The organism is Pedobacter yulinensis (assembly GCF_003029735.1).
GTDB classification, from domain to species: domain Bacteria; phylum Bacteroidota; class Bacteroidia; order Sphingobacteriales; family Sphingobacteriaceae; genus Pedobacter; species Pedobacter yulinensis.
In genome coordinates, this window is record NZ_KZ686270.1 from 169,614 (window position 1) to 185,929 (window position 16,316).

The 16,316-nt window shown below is 50.2% G+C and carries 18 protein-coding genes; 4 read left to right on the forward strand and 14 right to left on the reverse strand.

What is annotated here, in order from left to right; genetic code table 11:
* Window positions 1–32: 32 nt before the first annotated feature.
* On the forward strand, window positions 33–482 hold the full coding sequence (smpB, locus tag C7T94_RS15225; RefSeq protein ID WP_107216762.1) for an SsrA-binding protein: 450 nt from the start codon (window positions 33–35) through the stop codon (window positions 480–482).
* 78 nt (window positions 483–560) lie between these two features.
* On the opposite strand, the gene C7T94_RS15230 is transcribed toward smpB, so the two are convergent.
* Complete coding sequence (locus C7T94_RS15230) at window positions 561–1,217, reverse strand: protein-L-isoaspartate(D-aspartate) O-methyltransferase (RefSeq protein ID WP_107216272.1); 657 nt, start codon at window positions 1,215–1,217, stop codon at window positions 561–563.
* 163 nt (window positions 1,218–1,380) lie between these two features.
* On the opposite strand from C7T94_RS15230, the gene C7T94_RS15235 reads away from it, so the two are divergent.
* A complete protein-coding gene (locus C7T94_RS15235; RefSeq protein ID WP_107216273.1) occupies window positions 1,381–2,076 on the forward strand; it encodes a hypothetical protein in 696 nt (231 codons plus the stop codon).
* On the opposite strand, the gene priA is transcribed toward C7T94_RS15235, so the two are convergent.
* Both priA and C7T94_RS15245 read right to left on the reverse strand, forming a co-directional pair.
* Entirely contained in the window at window positions 2,073–4,550 is a 2,478-nt protein-coding gene (gene priA, locus C7T94_RS15240) for a replication restart helicase PriA (protein ID WP_107216274.1), read from the reverse strand. The genes C7T94_RS15235 and priA overlap by 4 nt on opposite strands.
* Window positions 4,550–4,936: a DUF423 domain-containing protein gene (locus tag C7T94_RS15245; protein WP_107216275.1), complete on the reverse strand. Its 387-nt coding sequence runs from the start codon at window positions 4,934–4,936 to the stop codon at window positions 4,550–4,552. Before C7T94_RS15245 ends, priA begins: the two co-directional genes overlap by 1 nt.
* 160 nt (window positions 4,937–5,096) lie before the next feature.
* Between C7T94_RS15245 and C7T94_RS15250 the strand changes: the two genes are divergently transcribed.
* Window positions 5,097–6,668, forward strand: coding sequence for a hypothetical protein (locus C7T94_RS15250; protein WP_107216276.1), 1,572 nt, complete (start codon window positions 5,097–5,099; stop codon window positions 6,666–6,668).
* Here the strand turns inward: C7T94_RS15250 and tsaB are convergent.
* The 8 genes from tsaB to C7T94_RS15290 form a co-directional block, all read right to left on the reverse strand.
* Entirely contained in the window at window positions 6,665–7,354 is a 690-nt protein-coding gene (tsaB, locus tag C7T94_RS15255) for a tRNA (adenosine(37)-N6)-threonylcarbamoyltransferase complex dimerization subunit type 1 TsaB (RefSeq protein ID WP_107216277.1), read from the reverse strand. The genes C7T94_RS15250 and tsaB overlap by 4 nt on opposite strands.
* An 18-nt stretch (window positions 7,355–7,372) precedes the next feature.
* Window positions 7,373–7,603 (reverse strand): membrane protein insertion efficiency factor YidD, encoded by a 231-nt coding sequence (gene yidD, locus C7T94_RS15260; protein WP_107216278.1) that lies wholly within the window; start codon window positions 7,601–7,603, stop codon window positions 7,373–7,375.
* Window positions 7,587–7,982, reverse strand: a complete 396-nt coding sequence (locus tag C7T94_RS15265; RefSeq protein ID WP_204353305.1) for a ribonuclease P protein component — start codon at window positions 7,980–7,982, stop codon at window positions 7,587–7,589. The genes yidD and C7T94_RS15265 overlap by 17 nt, the downstream gene beginning before the upstream one ends.
* A gap of 59 nt (window positions 7,983–8,041) precedes the next feature.
* A complete protein-coding gene (gene rpmH, locus C7T94_RS15270; protein ID WP_013632808.1) occupies window positions 8,042–8,200 on the reverse strand; it encodes a 50S ribosomal protein L34 in 159 nt (52 codons plus the stop codon).
* Between the two features lie 260 nt (window positions 8,201–8,460).
* Window positions 8,461–9,195, reverse strand: a complete 735-nt coding sequence (locus tag C7T94_RS15275; RefSeq protein WP_107216279.1) for a LytR/AlgR family response regulator transcription factor — start codon at window positions 9,193–9,195, stop codon at window positions 8,461–8,463.
* A complete protein-coding gene (locus tag C7T94_RS15280; RefSeq protein WP_107216280.1) occupies window positions 9,173–10,180 on the reverse strand; it encodes a sensor histidine kinase in 1,008 nt (335 codons plus the stop codon). The genes C7T94_RS15275 and C7T94_RS15280 overlap by 23 nt, the downstream gene beginning before the upstream one ends.
* Before the next feature lie 64 nt (window positions 10,181–10,244).
* Entirely contained in the window at window positions 10,245–10,595 is a 351-nt protein-coding gene (locus tag C7T94_RS15285) for a DUF4288 domain-containing protein (RefSeq protein WP_162618727.1), read from the reverse strand.
* Between the two features lie 13 nt (window positions 10,596–10,608).
* Window positions 10,609–11,391, reverse strand: a complete 783-nt coding sequence (locus C7T94_RS15290) for a LiaF transmembrane domain-containing protein (RefSeq protein ID WP_107216282.1) — start codon at window positions 11,389–11,391, stop codon at window positions 10,609–10,611.
* 126 nt (window positions 11,392–11,517) lie between these two features.
* Between C7T94_RS15290 and C7T94_RS15295 the strand changes: the two genes are divergently transcribed.
* Window positions 11,518–12,387, forward strand: a complete 870-nt coding sequence (locus C7T94_RS15295; RefSeq protein ID WP_107216283.1) for a ChaN family lipoprotein — start codon at window positions 11,518–11,520, stop codon at window positions 12,385–12,387.
* 98 nt (window positions 12,388–12,485) lie between these two features.
* On the opposite strand, the gene C7T94_RS15300 is transcribed toward C7T94_RS15295, so the two are convergent.
* From C7T94_RS15300 to cobA, 3 genes are all read right to left on the reverse strand, one after another.
* Complete coding sequence (locus C7T94_RS15300) at window positions 12,486–13,754, reverse strand: glucose-1-phosphate adenylyltransferase (protein ID WP_107216284.1); 1,269 nt, start codon at window positions 13,752–13,754, stop codon at window positions 12,486–12,488.
* 6 nt (window positions 13,755–13,760) lie between these two features.
* The gene (locus C7T94_RS15305) at window positions 13,761–15,170 is read right to left on the reverse strand and encodes a glycogen synthase (protein ID WP_107216285.1); all 1,410 of its coding nucleotides are present in this window, start codon (window positions 15,168–15,170) and stop codon (window positions 13,761–13,763) included.
* A gap of 172 nt (window positions 15,171–15,342) precedes the next feature.
* Window positions 15,343–16,149: a uroporphyrinogen-III C-methyltransferase gene (cobA, locus tag C7T94_RS15310; RefSeq protein ID WP_107216286.1), complete on the reverse strand. Its 807-nt coding sequence runs from the start codon at window positions 16,147–16,149 to the stop codon at window positions 15,343–15,345.
* Window positions 16,150–16,316 lie beyond the last annotated feature (167 nt).

The window sequence follows — 16,316 nt, forward strand, 5'->3', positions numbered from 1 at the left end:
ACGGGGCAGAATTGCAGATATTTGCCAGGCACATGAAAAACGATATCAACATCAGGAACAAGCGGGCTTATTTTGATTATGCGCTTGGCGACAAGTACATAGCGGGTATTGCGTTGCTGGGAACGGAGATCAAGGCAATCCGCGAGGGCAAGGTAAACATGACCGATGCGTTCTGTATGTTTATCGGCAATGTGCTGTACATCCGGAACCTGCATATCTCAGAATATGCCAACAGTTCGTTTTATCACCACGACATTAAGCGCGACCGGGCACTGCTGCTGCAAAAGAAAGAACTGAAAAAAATCAGGGTCAAGGCTGAAGAGAAAGGTTTTACCATTATTCCCCTGCGCATTTTCATTAATGAACGTGGATTTGCAAAACTGGAACTGGCAACAGGCCAGGGCAAAAAAGAGTTTGATAAACGCGAGAGCCTGAAAGAGAAAGACACAAAACGTGAACTTGACAGGGTCCTGAAACGGTAAAAAGCCGTTTGCGATTGTGTAAGCAGCTTATGAAGCAGGCGTGAACAATGGTACGGCTGCATGCCGGACTGCAATGGCTTACCAGGCCTGATCGCCCACGAGCGGCACAAACCGGAAGGTGTCCAGAACAATTTTCTCGAAGTCGGTTTCGCTAACCCGGATTACTGTGACCATTTTCTGCGCCTGCGCATCGCCAACCGGGATAACGAGGATGCCACCAACTTTCAGCTGCTTTAAAAGGATTTCAGGGACGAAAGGGGCGCCTGCTGTAACAATGATCTTGTCATAAGGTGCTTCTTCTGCAATGCCCTTTGAACCGTCTCCGCAAAAGAACTTAGGTTTGTAGCCCATGCCGGGAAGTACCTGGATCGTTCTGTTGAAGATGTTTTCCTGGCGCTCAATGGTAACGACCTTTGCTCCCAGCTCGAGCAGGATACAGGTCTGGTATCCCGATCCCGTACCGATCTCGAGAACCTTATCACCTTTCCTGATATGCAGCAATTCACTCTGATAGGCTACCGTGTAGGGCTGAGAGATCGTCTGCCCGTCGCCGATCGGAAAAGCAATGTCTTTATAGGCCTGGTTCCAGAACGTTTCGTCAAAGAAAAAATGGCGGGGCACCTTACCAATGGCCTTCAATACCGCCTCGTCACCGATTCCCCGGTTTCTCAGCAGTTCAACCAGCTTCTTTCGCGCACCCTTTTCACGGTAATTATCAATAAACTTATAAGCCATTCCGGTTCAAAAATACCGTTTTCATTCGACTGCGCGCCCTTTAAGTTATCAACGACCGGCTAAGATGCGGAGCGACAGCCAAAAAATAAAGCCGTGTTATGAATTGGCCTCTCCAGAAAGTACAGGATATTTTGCCTATTTTTAGCCCTCCCATTGCTCAATTATGAAAAACTACCTGTTAACGCTTTTTGCGGTCTGTTGTATTGGCACTTCTTATGCCCAGACCGGCAGTGACTTCAACTACTCGATCGGCCTCAGGGCTTTCAGCATCATGCAGATGCCTAAAATCCTGAATGAGGTGGAAAACGACAAATTCACCAAACTTTATGTGCACGGCGGGATGTTCAAATTCAATGACAACCAGATCAGCTACAGGCTGAGCGGAAGTTATTACCGCGGCGACAAAACTTTCAACAATAATTGTGTCAACTGCCAGGTTTCAGAAGGAAAGGTAGAAGACTACGTCTTTAAAGTAGGCTTTGAAAAAAACTTTAACTACTCCCGCATCCAACCCTATTTCGGGTTCGACCTGGGGTTCCGGTCAAACAAATACTCAGGCATGCTCAGCAATACCAATCCGGCAGCAATGGCCTCCAGCCTGTACATCCCGCCTTCGACCGTGCAATCGATGAAAGATGGCCTGATACTCGCGCCGCTGGTAGGCGTCAAGATCAATGTCATTGACCAGCTTAGTATTTTTGCCGAAAGCAATCTTGACGTGTACTATTCTTATGAGCGGCAGGACATTGTTGCCCAGGATGCAAACAATACCCAGTCGGTAAATCGTTTCAGAAAATGGGAATACCTGGTTAACCCGGTATCGGTCGGCATCTTCTTCCATATTTCCTCTAAAAATTAGTAGGGATCTACGTCGATCTGGGTCAGAATACCTTTGTAATCTTTATCTGCATGAAAATGCAGGAGGGTGTCTTTGAGTGCCTCTTTTACCTTTGAAATCGAGGTGCGCTTGTCGGCCTTGATCATGATCTGCATGATGAAGTAACTGCGTATGCGTGCAACCAGCGGCTGCTCCGGTCCCAGTACCCTCGGTCCCATCAGTTTGCGCAGGCGTGCCGCCAGTTCATTGGCACCGCGGGTCAGCACGTGCGGGTCCTTGTGCCTGACATGGATCTGGATCAGGCGGGTAAATGGCGGGTAACCAAACTGGTCACGTTCTGCCAGCTCATCGGCATACATGCCTTCGTAATCATTCTCAATGACCTGCCTCAGGGTGCGGTGTGCCGGGCTGTAGGTCTGAATAGAAACCAGCCCTTGTTTATCGCGTCTTCCCGAGCGGCCTGCCACCTGGGCAAGCAGCTGGTAACTGCGTTCCAGGGCCCTGAACTCAGGATAGTTGAGCAGGGTGTCTGCGTTGATCACGCCGATCAGCCCTACCCCTTCGAAATCCAGGCCCTTAGCTACCATTTGGGTACCGATCAGGATGTCGGTCTTGCGTTCCTGGAAATCCATAATGATCTGCTGCAGGCTGTTCCTTGACCGGGTGCTGTCCAGATCGAGCCGGGCCATGCGTAAATCGGGAAAAAGCAGCTGCAGCTCTTCCTCAACGCGTTCGGTACCAAAACCTTTCTGTTCAATGTGCACCGAGCCACAGGCCGGACAGATATTGAGCAGGTTCTGGTAATACCCGCAATAATGACAATGCAGTTTGCCGCTGCTCTTGTGATAAGTCAGGCTGACATCGCAGTGAATGCATTTGGGGGTATAACCGCAGGTGGCGCAAATGGAGATTGTTGCATAGCCACGGCGGTTCTGAAAAAGAATGACCTGTTCTTTGCGGGCGATGGCCTTCGTAATGTCATCCAGCAGAACGCTGCTGAAATAGGCCGTCATCTTTTTCCGTTTTTGCTCTTCGGGGATGCTGATGATCTTTTGCTCCGGCAGCGGCACGCCGCCAAAACGTTCGGTCAGCTTTACAAAGCCATACTTTCCTTCGCTGGCATTGTAATAACTTTCAAGCGAGGGTGTAGCTGAGCCAAGCACCACTTTGGCACCGTGCAGGTAACCGAGATAAATAGCCGCATCACGAGCCTGGTAACGCGGCGCCGGATCATACTGTTTGTACGAAGATTCATGTTCCTCATCGACTACAATTAGCTGCAGTTCCCGGAAAGGCAAAAATACTGAAGAGCGGGCGCCAAGCACGATCCGGTAAGTGCCGTTGGCAACTTTGTTCCAGATTTCCACGCGTTCATTGTCATTGAACTTGGAATGATACACACCGATCTTTTCGCCAAAATAGTTTTTCAACCGTTCAACCAGCTGTGTGGTCAGCGCAATTTCGGGCAGCAGAAATAGGATCTGACCGCCGTTCTCGAGCGCCTTTTCCATCAGCCTCACATAAAGCTGTGTCTTGCCCGAAGCCGTAACCCCGTGCAGGAGCACGACATCTTTTTCCATGAATTGGGCATTCACTTCATCCAGCGCTGCCTGCTGGGCATCGCTCAGCTCGAAATGGAGCAGCAGGTCATAAGCATCGTCGTTTAACCGGTCTACAGGCATTTTATAGATTCTGAATACCTGTTTATCTGCCAGCGCTTTGATGGCACCCGGGCCGCAGTTGCTATCATCGAGCAATTGCTGTTTAGCGACCGGGCTGCCGGTCCGGGATAATTTCATGAAAGACAGCAGGGCATCCAGCTGTTTCGGCGCTTTCTCCAGCAGATCGAACAATTGGCGCAGGTTTTCCTGTTCTTTATAAAAATCATCCAGGCTTACGAACGACCTGGTCAGCGGCTTGTACTTTTCGCTCACCTCTTCGGCGATGTCGATCATCTGCTTTTGCAGCAGGGCATTCACCGTGGGGTAAACCGTCTTTTGCCCCAGCAATTTGATAACGTCGCTGATCGTCATGCGCTGCTGCCTGGCAAGCACTTCCATAACCAGCTGCTCTTTGCTGCTCAGGGGCGGCTGCACATCGCCGGTACGGCGCAGGCTCAGTACCGTTTCGCTGGCCAGTTTCAAACCGGCAGGCAGGGCCGCGGCCATGACATCGCCTTCATTGCACAGGTAATAACGAACCATCCATTCCCAGAACGCAAATTGTTTGGCATTGACCACTGGAACAGCATCCACGACATCAATGATATACTTTGCTTCATAGTGTTCGGGTGGTCGCGTGGAAACGGAACGGATCAGTGCCGTGTACATTTTATATTTGCCAAACTGCACCACCACCCGCTTACCAGCCACAATTTCCTCGTTCAGAAATGCCGGTACCCGGTAAGTATAGTTTCGGGCCAGCGACAGCGGCAAAACCACCTCGATAAAAAGGGTATCATCTGCGGCAAATCCGCCTGTGATGTCGCCGGGCATTATTTATCTTTTAATGCCGCAAAGAACAGCATGATCCAGCCAAAGATGAACAGGAGCCCGCCTATGGGTGTTATCGGGCCCAGAACGCCAGCAAAACCGATGTTTGTCAGGCTGCGTGTAGCCAGCAGGTACAGTGAGCCCGAGAAAAAGACAATGCCGAAGGTAAAGCAGAAGTACGCAATGTTGACCAGTTTATTCCGGTACCGCGCAAAGGTAGACAGGTAAAGCAACGCAAACACATGATAAAACTGATATTCGACACCTTTTGTCCAGGTATCGATAGCCGGCGCATCGACCAGCTTTTTTAGTCCGTGGGCACCAAATGCGCCGAGTATAACTGCTACGGCACCCAGAAAAGCGGCAGTCAGAATTATGCGTTTATTCATAGAATTCGCCTTTTTAGGCCTGCTAAAATAAGAAACTTGCCCCCAAATACCCGCTTATTGCCTGTATTAAATTAAATTTGTTGCCGGAACCGGGTCTTACCGGAAGCCGCTTGTCCATTTCCCGGGACATGCATGAACGGTTCCGGAAAAACACATACACATGAAAAAATTTATAATCCTCCTCACGCTGTTTGCCGGGATCACAGCACTTATGGCGTACCTGTATTTTTCCAGGCTCAACCGCGAAAGTGATGAGAACAACCTGCCGCTGATCGCGATGACCGAAGCATCGGGATTTATTTTTCGCTTTCAGCATGACCGCAGTTTTTACGACATCATGAAGGGCCAGACGCTCTTCAGCGAAGTGCTCGGCGAACGCAAAACAGCCGAACTTCAGGCCATTGGCCGGCATTTCCTTGATGACCCCGAAATAGGCCGCCTCTTTGGCGGGCAACTGGTCTATGCAGGACTCATCCCCGGAAGAGAGAAAAGCCTTGACCTGCTCTTTACGACCCGCATGGCTGCAGGGGCCATTCCTGCCGACCTTGAAAAGGCATGGACACGCAAAAGCGTACGCCACAGCCTTTCAAAAGGTGTATATGAACTCACCCTGGGCGATTCGCTGCGTTTCTACCTGGCGCTTCGCAACCAGCTTGTCGTCTTCTCTTCAAACCGCAGCGCCGTTCATCAGGTTAGCCTTTCAAAAATGAAGGGCAATGATTTTGCAACCTACATTGCCGGTGCGGCCCGTTTTAACAGGAACACGCTGGCCAACCTTTTTATCAACTACGGGCAGGTCCCCCCGCTGCTTAAACAGATGGTGGCAGGCAGCCTGAACGGAGAGCTTGCCGTTTTAGATAAGCAGCCGGCATTTGCGGCATTGAGCTATAATTTCAGCAAGGAACGCCTCGCGTTCTTCGGCAATACCCGGATCCAGGCAGAACAATCTTTCCTGCAGCTTTTTTCAGGCGCCCAACCAAAAAAAATGACGATCAGCGGCATTTTACCTGAAAACACAGCCAATTACACGCTGTACGCCATTCCCGATTACCGGCCGTGGCGCAAGAGGCTTGAAGCCCTGCTGAAGCACAGAAGGCAGCTTGACGTCGTACATGCCGCCCGCAGACTGGTCAGTGATCAATACCGGATCGACCCTGAACGTACCTTTCCGGCTTATTTCAAAGAGCAGATGGTTAGCTTTCAGCTTTCAACAGGCGAAAAGCTCGCAGCCGTCGATCTGAAAAACGGTGAAAAGCTTGCGCAGCTACTGATCGAGATGTCTGGAGACTATGCAGATGAAGTGAAGATACTGAAAGACCCTGGCTTGCTGTATGGCTTTTTCGGTGAGCCTTTCAAACGGTTCGAGCGCCCTTACTATGCCATTATTGATAACTATTTTATCTGTGCAAACGCGGCAAGCACCATCCAGTCTTTCCTGAACAGCTACCGCAATAACCGCCTGCTGCGTCTTAAGGACAATTATACCCGGCTGTTTGACCAGTTGCCAAACACAGCAAGCATCGTCTTTTACATCAACCAGAACAATTCAGCTGACATTTTCAGGCAAAATCTTTACCTGCCTTTTTACAGGCAGCTGCGCAGCGCGAATGGATTAAAAGATTTCACATCCTTTGCTTACCTGTTAAGCGGAGAGGGAGACGGATTCCAGACCAATGTGGTGCTCGATAAAAGGCCGGCCCTGGCTGCAGATTCGACCTTGAACCAGCACTAAAGCAGTTTCTTTTTTGAAGGGGTAACGACGAAATCTTTCAGGTAAAAAGGCTCGAAATAGGCCACGTCTTCAAAAGTCTGTTCTCGCCAGGCCGTAAACGCCAGCGCACTCATGTGTGCCGCCGAATTGAAGTTTCCGGAAACAAACTGCGCATTCGGATGGTTCAAAACGGCCCGGCATTTTTCTGCACCATCTCCCAGAAAAACCAGGTTTTGCGCGGCTAGTGCTGTTCTGAAACTTTCTTCATCAATAATTTTCGCAGCTGTTTCTTTCAGGCGGGCGCCGGTACCATCAAACAAAGCGGTATAGACCTCCATGCGGCGCGCATCAATCATCGGGCAAACCCAGGCCGCCCCCGGCGCCTCGCTGGCATAACCTGAAGCCATCATCTGCAGCGTCTCGATGGCGATCAGTGGAATATCGGCCGCAAAACAAAGTCCTTTTGCCGTTGAAACCCCGATGCGAAGCCCTGTATAAGAGCCCGGCCCCTTACTCACGGCTACGGCGTGCAGGTCGCCGAACTTTAGGCCTGCTTCTTCCATCAGGCCGGAAATTAACGGGGTGAGCCTTGAAGCATGGAGGTTTTGTCCCTCCTCTTCCCTGAGAAAACGGGTCTCTCCGTCAATGGAAATCGCCACCGAACACACTTTTGTGGCGGTTTCGATCTGAAGCAGCTTTACAGACATGGCACAAATATAAAAAAATCAGGGAACCGGGTCATGACCATGCCCACCCCAGGGGTGGCACCGGCCAATGCGTTTTAAGGTAAGCCAGCCGCCGCGGAAAGGACCATGCTTGCGTATGGCTTCTATTCCATACTGTGAGCAGGTTGGCGTGTACCGGCAGTTTGCGCCAAGCAATGGCGAGATCAGGTACTGGTACAGCCGGATCAGCATGAGAAAAAGCAAGCCAAAAAGTTTATGAACCAGCTTCATGCTCCTTCAGTTTTGCAGGCAGTTTTTGCAGGGCCAGCGACAGCTTTTTCCAGATAAAATCCAGTGGGTATTTCTCCTTTCCTACAAATTGCAGGGAAAGCAGCAGGAGTTTTTCTCCTCGAAGCCCCTCGTAAAGTTCAGCTTGTTTAATGTGGCGGTAAGCCTCGCGAATGCGCCGTTTAACAAGGTTCCGGTCTACAGCATGTTTATACCGCCGCTTCGGCACGTTAATGACAACCTGTGCCGGATAGACGTGCTTTACCGGAATTTCCAGGTAGGTTACACGGAATGGATACAATAAAAAAGAAGAACCGTTCTTGAACAACAGGTCTAAATTCTTCCTGCTGCACAACCGTTCTTCCTTCCTGAATGTATACATTTTGATTGCTTGTTTGCAGATGTTCTGATCTGCTCCCGCTTTACGGGGCAATCAAAAAATTATGCTTTGTGACGACGCTCGTCAGAAACTGTTAATCTTTTTCTTCCTTTTGCACGACGTGAAGCCAAAACCCTTCTGCCGTTTGCCGTTGCCATTCTTTCGCGGAAGCCGTGTTTATTTCTTCTCTTTCTTTGCGAAGGTTGGAATGTTCTTTTCATGACCGTATAATATCTTGTTTCTTTTTTTAAATAAGAGGTGCAAATATATGCTTTTAATTTCTAAATATCAAAGGCCTGCCGATTATTTTATCGTTGCCAAAGGTTTGCTGTCGTCAGCGCATGCAGCTTACCACAGGCAAGGCAGAACGTGTTGTACAGCAGCTGCATCTGATGATGTATATGTCGTCGGCTAACCGCCTCATCCAGACCTTCAAAAAGGATAATCAGGCTCTATTTCTCAGCTGGTGCACATAGATGGTCTACATGCCGAGCGCCGATTTAAGCTTCACGTAGCCGGTTTTGCTGACAGGGAGCCAAATGTCTGACTTGAGCAGTACGATATAGCTGTCTTTTTCTTTCAGTTCGATTTTCGTGACCTGGCTAAGGTTGATGATGTATGAACGGTGAATGCGGATAAATTGCGATGCATCGAGTGTACGTTCGAAGAAACTCATTGTTTTGTTTTTGTGAAACACCCCTTCGGTGGTGCTGAGTTTTACATAATCGTCATCAGCTTCCAGGTAGTTGATCTCTGACACCGGGATGATCTTGATGGCGCCGTCTTTTTTAACCACGACCCGGCTGTTCTGCATCGGGCTTTGGGCGGCAGCCTCCAGCAGTTCCTCGTTTTCCTGTCCCTGATTCAGTTTGCCCGGTATTTTCTTCATCGCCGTTTCGAACCGCTCCTGTTCAATGGGCTTTAACAGGTAATCGACGGCATTTACCTCGAAGGCCTTGATGGCATACTCGTCATAAGCGGTGGTGAAAATGACAGCGGGCCTGTTGTCTACCAATTCGAGCATCTCAAAACCGCTTATTTTTGGCATCTGCACATCCAGAAAAATAAGATCAGGCTGGTGCTGGGCAATGGCTTTCAATCCTTCAAAGCCGTCTGCGCATTCGGCAACGATCTCCACTTCGGGATGGCTGGTCAGGTAATGCCTGACAATGTCTCTGGCCAGGGGCTCATCGTCAATGAGTATGGTGCGAATCATTTTTCTGGGGAATTTTAAGCGTTGTAATATATAAATTATCGTCGACAACACGGGTTTGCAGGAGGCTGCTGTCTGCAAAAAGCAGGTAGAGCCGCCGGCGTATTGAACCCAGGCCAAAACCGGTACCTCCCGCTGCTTTCATCTGCGGGTCGAAAGGATTACTGACCGATATTTCCAGCATACCGGCCATGGCTTTTGCTTCTATGCGGATGGTTATGGCCGTAGAGGTATTGTACAATCCGAACTTAATGGCATTCTCAACAATTGGCTGCAACAGCGTTCCTGGCAGCGCCCTGACCAGTGCCGCCTCTTCGACAGCAACCTCGACCTGCAGCCGGTGGCTGAAACGGACCTTTTCGATATCCAGGTACAGCTGGATGTATTCGATCTCCTCTGCCAGTTCTACCCAGATCTCATCGTCGCGCTTGAGGGTGCCGCGCAGAAAAGAAGCCAGCTTCGTGATCATAACGCCCGCCTCTTTGGGATTGACCATGGTCAGTGCAAACACAGAATTCAGGCTGTTGAAGAGAAAATGCGGCTGCAGCTGGTGCCTCAGCTTGTTCAGTTCGGCTTCTTTGGCCAGGCTTTGTGCCTGCAGCAGGCGTTCCTGCATGGCAGACTGCTCATCGAGCCGGTACCAGAGCACATTGGCCAGAGCACACCAGGCAATCCAGAGAAACATCAGTGCCGCACGGACGTACAGGGTCAGCCCAAAAAAGGCCCCGTATGCCCGGTCGTTTGAAAACAGAGCACAAAGACTCAGCTTGCTTACATACACCACAATGGCTGTGAGCAGGGCCGTAGCTGCAAGTGTGAATAGGATGCGCTCGTTTTTGGGCTGATAATAGCCCAGCAAGTTACTCACACTGATGCAGGCAACTGAAAGCAGCACATTGCTGATCAGGCTGTCGGCAACGGCAACTTCCAGCTGGAAATCGAGTTCGTAATACAGGAACGCAATACAGGCAGCTGTCCACACCAGCATAAAAATTGCCGATGCATACTGCACTCGCCTGATTGATAGGGGCCTGACTGTCAAAACCGTATCGTTAAAAGTTTAGTGAAAGCGTATTTTCTGAAAGATAGTTCTTTTTCAGCCTGATTTCTTCAAGAAAACCGGTTACATTTTCCGGCTCAATAATCGTTGAATTGATCTCGACCCCATCTTCCGGGTTGGCGACCTCATTAATTTCAACGATCTCAACAAATTTCCAGGAAACCAGGTCACCAAACCGGTTCCGGAATGATTTGTTCAGTTGCCCCGCCAGGCTCCTCGCCTTTTCAAAGGCGTTCAGCTTATCCGCTGAAAGCAGGAGCCGTGTTTGTTCATCAAATTGCGGCGAATGTTTGCCTTCTCCGCTAATGATTCTGAAAATGTATTTTACAGCAAACCACTTCATGATATAATAGAGTTTAAAAGTTTTTGATTTCAACACCTCCGAACAAGGCGAGTCCTTTGATGACAAGAATTTTAGAAGATGCTTCAGTAAACGGAGCCATGCCACGCTTGTCGTCTACCCCGCCCATAATAGCCGTTATTTCAGATTTGACCTGCCAGCCTGATGGAACGACCAGTTTAACACCACCACAGACCGCAACGATCTCGAGAACCACAACTCCCTGGATATCGGCCTGGCTCATATTGATGTCGCAGCCGCCGAAAACAGCCACCACTTCGCCGCCGCTAAACGATTTACTGAATACTTTCTGGTGGCTGCCGCCAAAAATATTTACAGACTCGAGCACGTCCAGTGCGCTCTTTTCAGTCGCGGCTGCGGGCTGATCTAACGGCGTTTCGTATGCCTGCGCAGAAGGCACCTGGCTTAAGGGCTCAGGCTGAGGGCTGAACGGGGCTGCCGGCACCGTTTTCCTGGGTTTAAAGATCACATAGAGCCCCAGAATAATAAAGATCACAGCAACCGAATACCTGGACAGGTTGAACGCACCGTCAATGATGTGGTCTACAGTAAAAAAAGCGCCGATCAGGGTGGGCACCAACCAGCCGCCGAACCTGAACCTGTGTTTGTAACCGATTACAAGACCGATCAGCAGCAAGAACGTCGACCAGCTGAAGATCCAGCCGGGAATGTATAGCCCCAGATTCCGTCCCAGGAAAAAAATACCCAGGCCAAGCAGCACGATTCCCCCGAAGGCGCGGCTTGACCGGTTGTTTTTACATGTATGTTGATTTTTCATCGTTTCAATTTTGACCAAAGGTATTATTGCCCGCCCCGCCCGCATATGGCCAGGCCATGTTCGAACGAAAAAAACCGGTAAACAACGGCTTTCGGCCGGTGAATTTTTATTCCTTAACTTTGAGTAATGAGATTCATTATACTGGCCTTCTTTTTTGCATGCGGCCTGACGCTCCGGGCGCAGGTGGCTCCCGGGCAATACAAGATTTATGATACCCGCCGGGCCAGGGTGGTTGATATGGCCCAGCTGCTGAAAAACGTACAGACTGCCGATGTTGTTTTTTTTGGCGAAGAACATCACGATTCCATTGGGCACCTGCTGGAGCAGCAGTTGTTTGCCGGCCTGGCGGCCAAATGGCCGCGCACGGCTTTGTCAATGGAAATGTTTCATACTGATGCGCAGGTTGTCATGGACGAATACCTGCTGGGTCTGATCAGCGAGAAAAACTTCCAGCGAGATGCGCGCGTCTGGAGCAACTATACAGACTACCGCCCCATGATCGAGTTTGCGAAGATCAGCAAGCTGCCTGTACTGGCCGCGAACACGCCCACACGTTACTCGAACGCAGTGACCATGCGCGGCCTGGGGGCACTTGAAGGTTTTCCGGGGAAATCGCGGGAACTCCTCCCTCCGCTGCCAATCGACACGGCCAGGGGCCCATATTACGAGAAGTTTCAGGCAGAATTGGGCGGCCACGGCATGGGGAGCATGAAAGTTTACCAGACACAAAACCTCTGGGACAGCTCAATGGCCTGGTCTGTCGCTGGTTTCCTGAAAAAAAATCCAGGCTATAAGGTGCTGCACCTGAACGGGCGGTTTCACAGCGATCAGCAACTGGGCGTGTTTGCCAGGCTGCTTGCCTATGCCCCGAGGCTCAAATTGCTGAATATTTCCTGTTTTGCCGCTGCCGATTTTGAACAGCCAGACTGGAAGAAATATGCAGCACTTGCAGACTTCGTGATCTTAACAGACCCTGCTGCCAAAAAATCTTTCTAAAGCGCAGCGCAATTCCGGGCGCCTGCTGCCTGTTATCGCGCACAAAAAAGGGATGCCCGGTTGGTCCGGCATCCCTCGGTATCTTGTTTTTTAAAAGCTTAAATAACCGTTCCGCTTGGAATCAGCGCTCCTTTTTTAACCACAACGATGCCATCCTTAACGGCGTAGAGGCCAAAGTCGCCATCTTCCAGGTGCGCACCGCCGCTGATGCTTACATCATTGCCGATTCGGCAGTTTTTATCTACAATGGCATTCTGAATGTAACAGCGGTCGCCAATGCCGATCAATGGTTTTTCGGCGTCGATGTCCTGTTGAATTTCTTCAAGGGTCTGGTAACGGTCACTGCCCATGATGTACGCGTTCATGATGGTTGTTTCGCTTCCGATACGCGACCGGATACCCAGGACCGCATGCTCAACTTTCGAAGCATGAATGATACAGCCTTCGGCAATCACAGTTTTGACCAGGGTCGTTCCCGAAATTTTCGAGGGTGGCAGCATTCTGCCGCGCGTAAAAATAGTGTGGGTACTGTCAAACAGGTTAAACTTAGGAATGGCGTCGGTGAGCCCGAGGTTGGCCTCAAAGAACGACGAGATGTTACCGATATCGGTCCAGTAACCTTCGTACTGGAAGCTCAGCACCCGGTTTGACCGGATGGCCCTTGGCAGGATCTCTTTGCCAAAATCTTTTTCTTCGGGATTTTCGTCCAGTATTTTGATCAGGAAGTCGCGGTTAAAGACGTAAATACCCATCGAGGCGAGGAAATCACGTCCCTCTTCATGCATGGTCTCGCCGGTATCAGAAACCCAATCTTCGAGCCCGGTTTTAGGTTTTTCGATGAACGAGGTGATCATCTGCGACTCATCGGCTTTCAGGATACCAAAATCTGTGGCATCTTTTGCAGTAACAGGGATTGTGGCAATGGTGATTTCGGCCGAAGCGGCGATGTGCGCATCGATCATCGTCTGAAAGTCCATCTGGTACAGTTGGTCGCCCGAGAGGATCAGGATGTAGTCAAACTCGTGGTTCACGATGTGGTGCATACACTGCCTGACCGCATCTGCCGTCCCCTGGAACCAGGCTGCGTTTTCCACGGTTTGCTCAGCTGCGAGAATATCGACAAATGCTGTACTGAAGTGGCTGAAGTGATAGGTGTTTTTAATGTGTTTGTTCAGCGATGCAGAATTAAACTGGGTCAGCACGAACATGCGGTGTATACCCGAGTTCAGGCAGTTGGAGATCGGGATATCTACCAGGCGGTATTTACCTGCAATGGGAACGGCCGGCTTGGAGCGCGTTTGGGTAAGCGGGGATAGTCGGGATCCCTGGCCACCGCCAAGAATTACACCCAGAACTTTATCTGTCATCGTATTTTATTTTATATCGTATAAATCTATATAATCCTGAGCAGCACGGTCCCAGGAATGGTCAAGCTGCATCATGTATTTGCGCACCTGCTTAAACAGCTTTTTGTTATCATACAGCTCGCGCGCCCGCTGAATGGCCCGCTCTACATCCCAGGCACTCGTTTGGTCATGACAAATGCCGAAGCCGTTATCGCCTATATCGATCACAGTATCTTTCAGGCCGCCTATTCGGCGTACCACCGGAACAGTTCCGTACCGAAGCGCGTACATCTGGTTCAGGCCGCAGGGCTCTACCCGCGAGGGCATGAGCAGGAAATCTGCACCTGCATACATCTGGTGCGACAACTGCTCATTGTACCCGATATAAGTGTTGTATATGCCCGGAAACAAGTTCTTCAGTTCTGAAAGGCGGTGTTCCGTATCCCCGTTGCCCGATCCAAGCACCAGCACGCTGATCTTTCGTTCACTTTGCTGAATGGCGTTGTAGAAAATCTCAGGCAGCAGGTCTGCGCCTTTTTCTTCAACCAGCCTGCCGACAAAAACGAACAACGGATGATCAGGGTTTAGTTCAAAAACACGGCAAAGGGCCTCTTTGTTTAAGCGCTTGCCTGATTCTACTGTGCGGTGCGCGTATTTTTTAACCAGCATGGGGTCTGTCTGCGGGTCCCAGACCTCGTTGTCGATCCCGTTGAGGATGCCATGCGATTTCCCACGCTCGGCGCGCAGCAAACTTTCAAGACCACGGGCTCCGTGTCCCAGTTCATCCAGGTAGCTGGGCGAAACTGTAGTGACACGCCAGGCACACTTGATGGCCGAAGCCAGCGGATTAATATCGCCATCCCAGTCCAGTTCTCCCGCTTTCCAGGAGTCGAAGGGCGGCATATAATGCAATTTATTGTAGCCAAACTGCCCCTGGTATTGTGCGTTGTGAATGGTCAGCACTGTTGGGACCTGTGACAATTGCCTGTATTTAAAACAATGGGCCGTCATGAATGGAACCAGGCCTGCATGGTGGTCGTGGCAGTGCAGCACATCGGGCCGGTGCTCCCACTGAACGATCCAGTCAAGAACCGCTATCTGAAATGCGAAAAAGCGTTCGGTATCATCTGCATACCCGTAAATACCCTCACGGTCAAGCAGGCCGCTGATATGAACCAGGAATAAATCGAAACCCAGTTTATTTGATCTTTCGTGGAGTACCCGAAACGGGTAATCGTTGCGACCCAGGCGTACCCAAGACTCATAGACAACATCAAATTCATTCTCCTGTACAAAGCGGGTCTGGTAAGCAGGCATGACAACTTTGGCAAAATGCCCCAGCCGGCACTGGTATTTGGGTAAGGCGCCAACCACATCGGCGAGACCGCCAACCTTTGCTACCGGGTAGCATTCGGCACTTACATGTATAATTTCCATTCAATTTCAGGTGTAGATAATGGCGTCAAGTTACTAATAGTTTTATGCTTTCCAAACAACGCCCGGGGCGGTTCAGTTTCAGAACCGGGCATAAAAAAACCAGGCAATTTGCGCCTGGTTCATTTTATAAAAACAAATATTGAATCAAATGACAAACAGTGATGCCGCCCGGTTAGTAGGCCCCTTCGTTGGCGATCAGCTCATAAAAATCGCGAATGGGCTGAAACTGAGGATGCAGGGAAACGACTGCGCCAAACACGAGCAAGGCAGGCGCCGCGATTTTCTTCTCTTCGACCAGTTCGGCAATGGTGTCTGCTACACCTACCACCACCCGCTCGGCTGGTGTGGAACCATTTTCGATCACAGCAACAGGCAGCCGGTTTTTGCCATGTGACTGAAATACCGCAGCAATTTCCGCTACCCTGTCCAGACCATTCAGTACGACAACGGTCGCATCGCTTGCGGCCGCTTTCCTGAGATCGGCCGAAAGGTTGCCCCGGGCATCACTGCCGCTCACCGCCCAGAAGCTTTCGCTCAGTCCCTTATGGATCATCGGGATCTTTTGCAGGCTTGGAGCACCGGTGGCGCTGGATATGCCGGGGATGATCTCTGAAGGGATGCTGTATGATTCGGCGAAGTCGATTTCTTCGTAACCCCTTGCAAAAAAGAACGGGTCTCCGCTTTTTAACCTGACCACATGCCCGAAATTCAGGGCATAGTCGATAATCAGTTTATTGACCGATTTTTGTGAAAACGCCTCGTCATCGGTCGGCTTGCCGATGAATACTTTCACGGCCGATTCCGGCGCATAATTCAGCAGCGCTTCGTTAACCAGCGCGTCGTACAAGACAACGTCGGCGGTGTTCAATGCCCTCATTCCTTTAATGGTCAGCAGGTCGGGATCGCCCGGGCCGGCGCCGATCAATGTAATGCGGGGCGTTATCTCTCCTTTTTGTATGCGGTCTGTTACCAGTTTCATAGTTTTTTCCTTTCGCTCGTTTAACGTCAACAACACAAATATATAAAGTCTATAGAATAAATAGAAATTTATTTTCAATCTGTATTCTTTTGGCTACGGGCCGGTCAGTTTGTCTGCTTAAATATGCACATCTGTATAGGAATCAGTTCATTGTGATGGTTACAATT

Excerpts from the sequence above, each read along its gene's own strand:
- smpB (WP_107216762.1), top strand. The coding sequence starts at position 33 with ATGAAAAACGATATCAACATCAGGAACAAGCGGGCTTATTTTGATTAT.
- C7T94_RS15230 (WP_107216272.1), bottom strand. The coding sequence starts at position 1,217 with ATGGCTTATAAGTTTATTGATAATTACCGTGAAAAGGGTGCGCGAAAG.
- C7T94_RS15235 (WP_107216273.1), top strand. The coding sequence starts at position 1,381 with ATGAAAAACTACCTGTTAACGCTTTTTGCGGTCTGTTGTATTGGCACT.
- priA (WP_107216274.1), bottom strand. The coding sequence starts at position 4,550 with ATGCCCGGCGACATCACAGGCGGATTTGCCGCAGATGATACCCTTTTT.
- C7T94_RS15245 (WP_107216275.1), bottom strand. The coding sequence starts at position 4,936 with ATGAATAAACGCATAATTCTGACTGCCGCTTTTCTGGGTGCCGTAGCA.
- C7T94_RS15250 (WP_107216276.1), top strand. The coding sequence starts at position 5,097 with ATGAAAAAATTTATAATCCTCCTCACGCTGTTTGCCGGGATCACAGCA.
- tsaB (WP_107216277.1), bottom strand. The coding sequence starts at position 7,354 with ATGTCTGTAAAGCTGCTTCAGATCGAAACCGCCACAAAAGTGTGTTCG.
- yidD (WP_107216278.1), bottom strand. The coding sequence starts at position 7,603 with ATGAAGCTGGTTCATAAACTTTTTGGCTTGCTTTTTCTCATGCTGATC.
- C7T94_RS15265 (WP_204353305.1), bottom strand. The coding sequence starts at position 7,982 with ATGTATACATTCAGGAAGGAAGAACGGTTGTGCAGCAGGAAGAATTTA.
- rpmH (WP_013632808.1), bottom strand. The coding sequence starts at position 8,200 with ATGAAAAGAACATTCCAACCTTCGCAAAGAAAGAGAAGAAATAAACAC.
- C7T94_RS15275 (WP_107216279.1), bottom strand. The coding sequence starts at position 9,195 with ATGATTCGCACCATACTCATTGACGATGAGCCCCTGGCCAGAGACATT.
- C7T94_RS15280 (WP_107216280.1), bottom strand. The coding sequence starts at position 10,180 with ATGCTGGTGTGGACAGCTGCCTGTATTGCGTTCCTGTATTACGAACTC.
- C7T94_RS15285 (WP_162618727.1), bottom strand. The coding sequence starts at position 10,595 with ATGAAGTGGTTTGCTGTAAAATACATTTTCAGAATCATTAGCGGAGAA.
- C7T94_RS15290 (WP_107216282.1), bottom strand. The coding sequence starts at position 11,391 with ATGAAAAATCAACATACATGTAAAAACAACCGGTCAAGCCGCGCCTTC.
- C7T94_RS15295 (WP_107216283.1), top strand. The coding sequence starts at position 11,518 with ATGAGATTCATTATACTGGCCTTCTTTTTTGCATGCGGCCTGACGCTC.
- C7T94_RS15300 (WP_107216284.1), bottom strand. The coding sequence starts at position 13,754 with ATGACAGATAAAGTTCTGGGTGTAATTCTTGGCGGTGGCCAGGGATCC.
- C7T94_RS15305 (WP_107216285.1), bottom strand. The coding sequence starts at position 15,170 with ATGGAAATTATACATGTAAGTGCCGAATGCTACCCGGTAGCAAAGGTT.
- cobA (WP_107216286.1), bottom strand. The coding sequence starts at position 16,149 with ATGAAACTGGTAACAGACCGCATACAAAAAGGAGAGATAACGCCCCGC.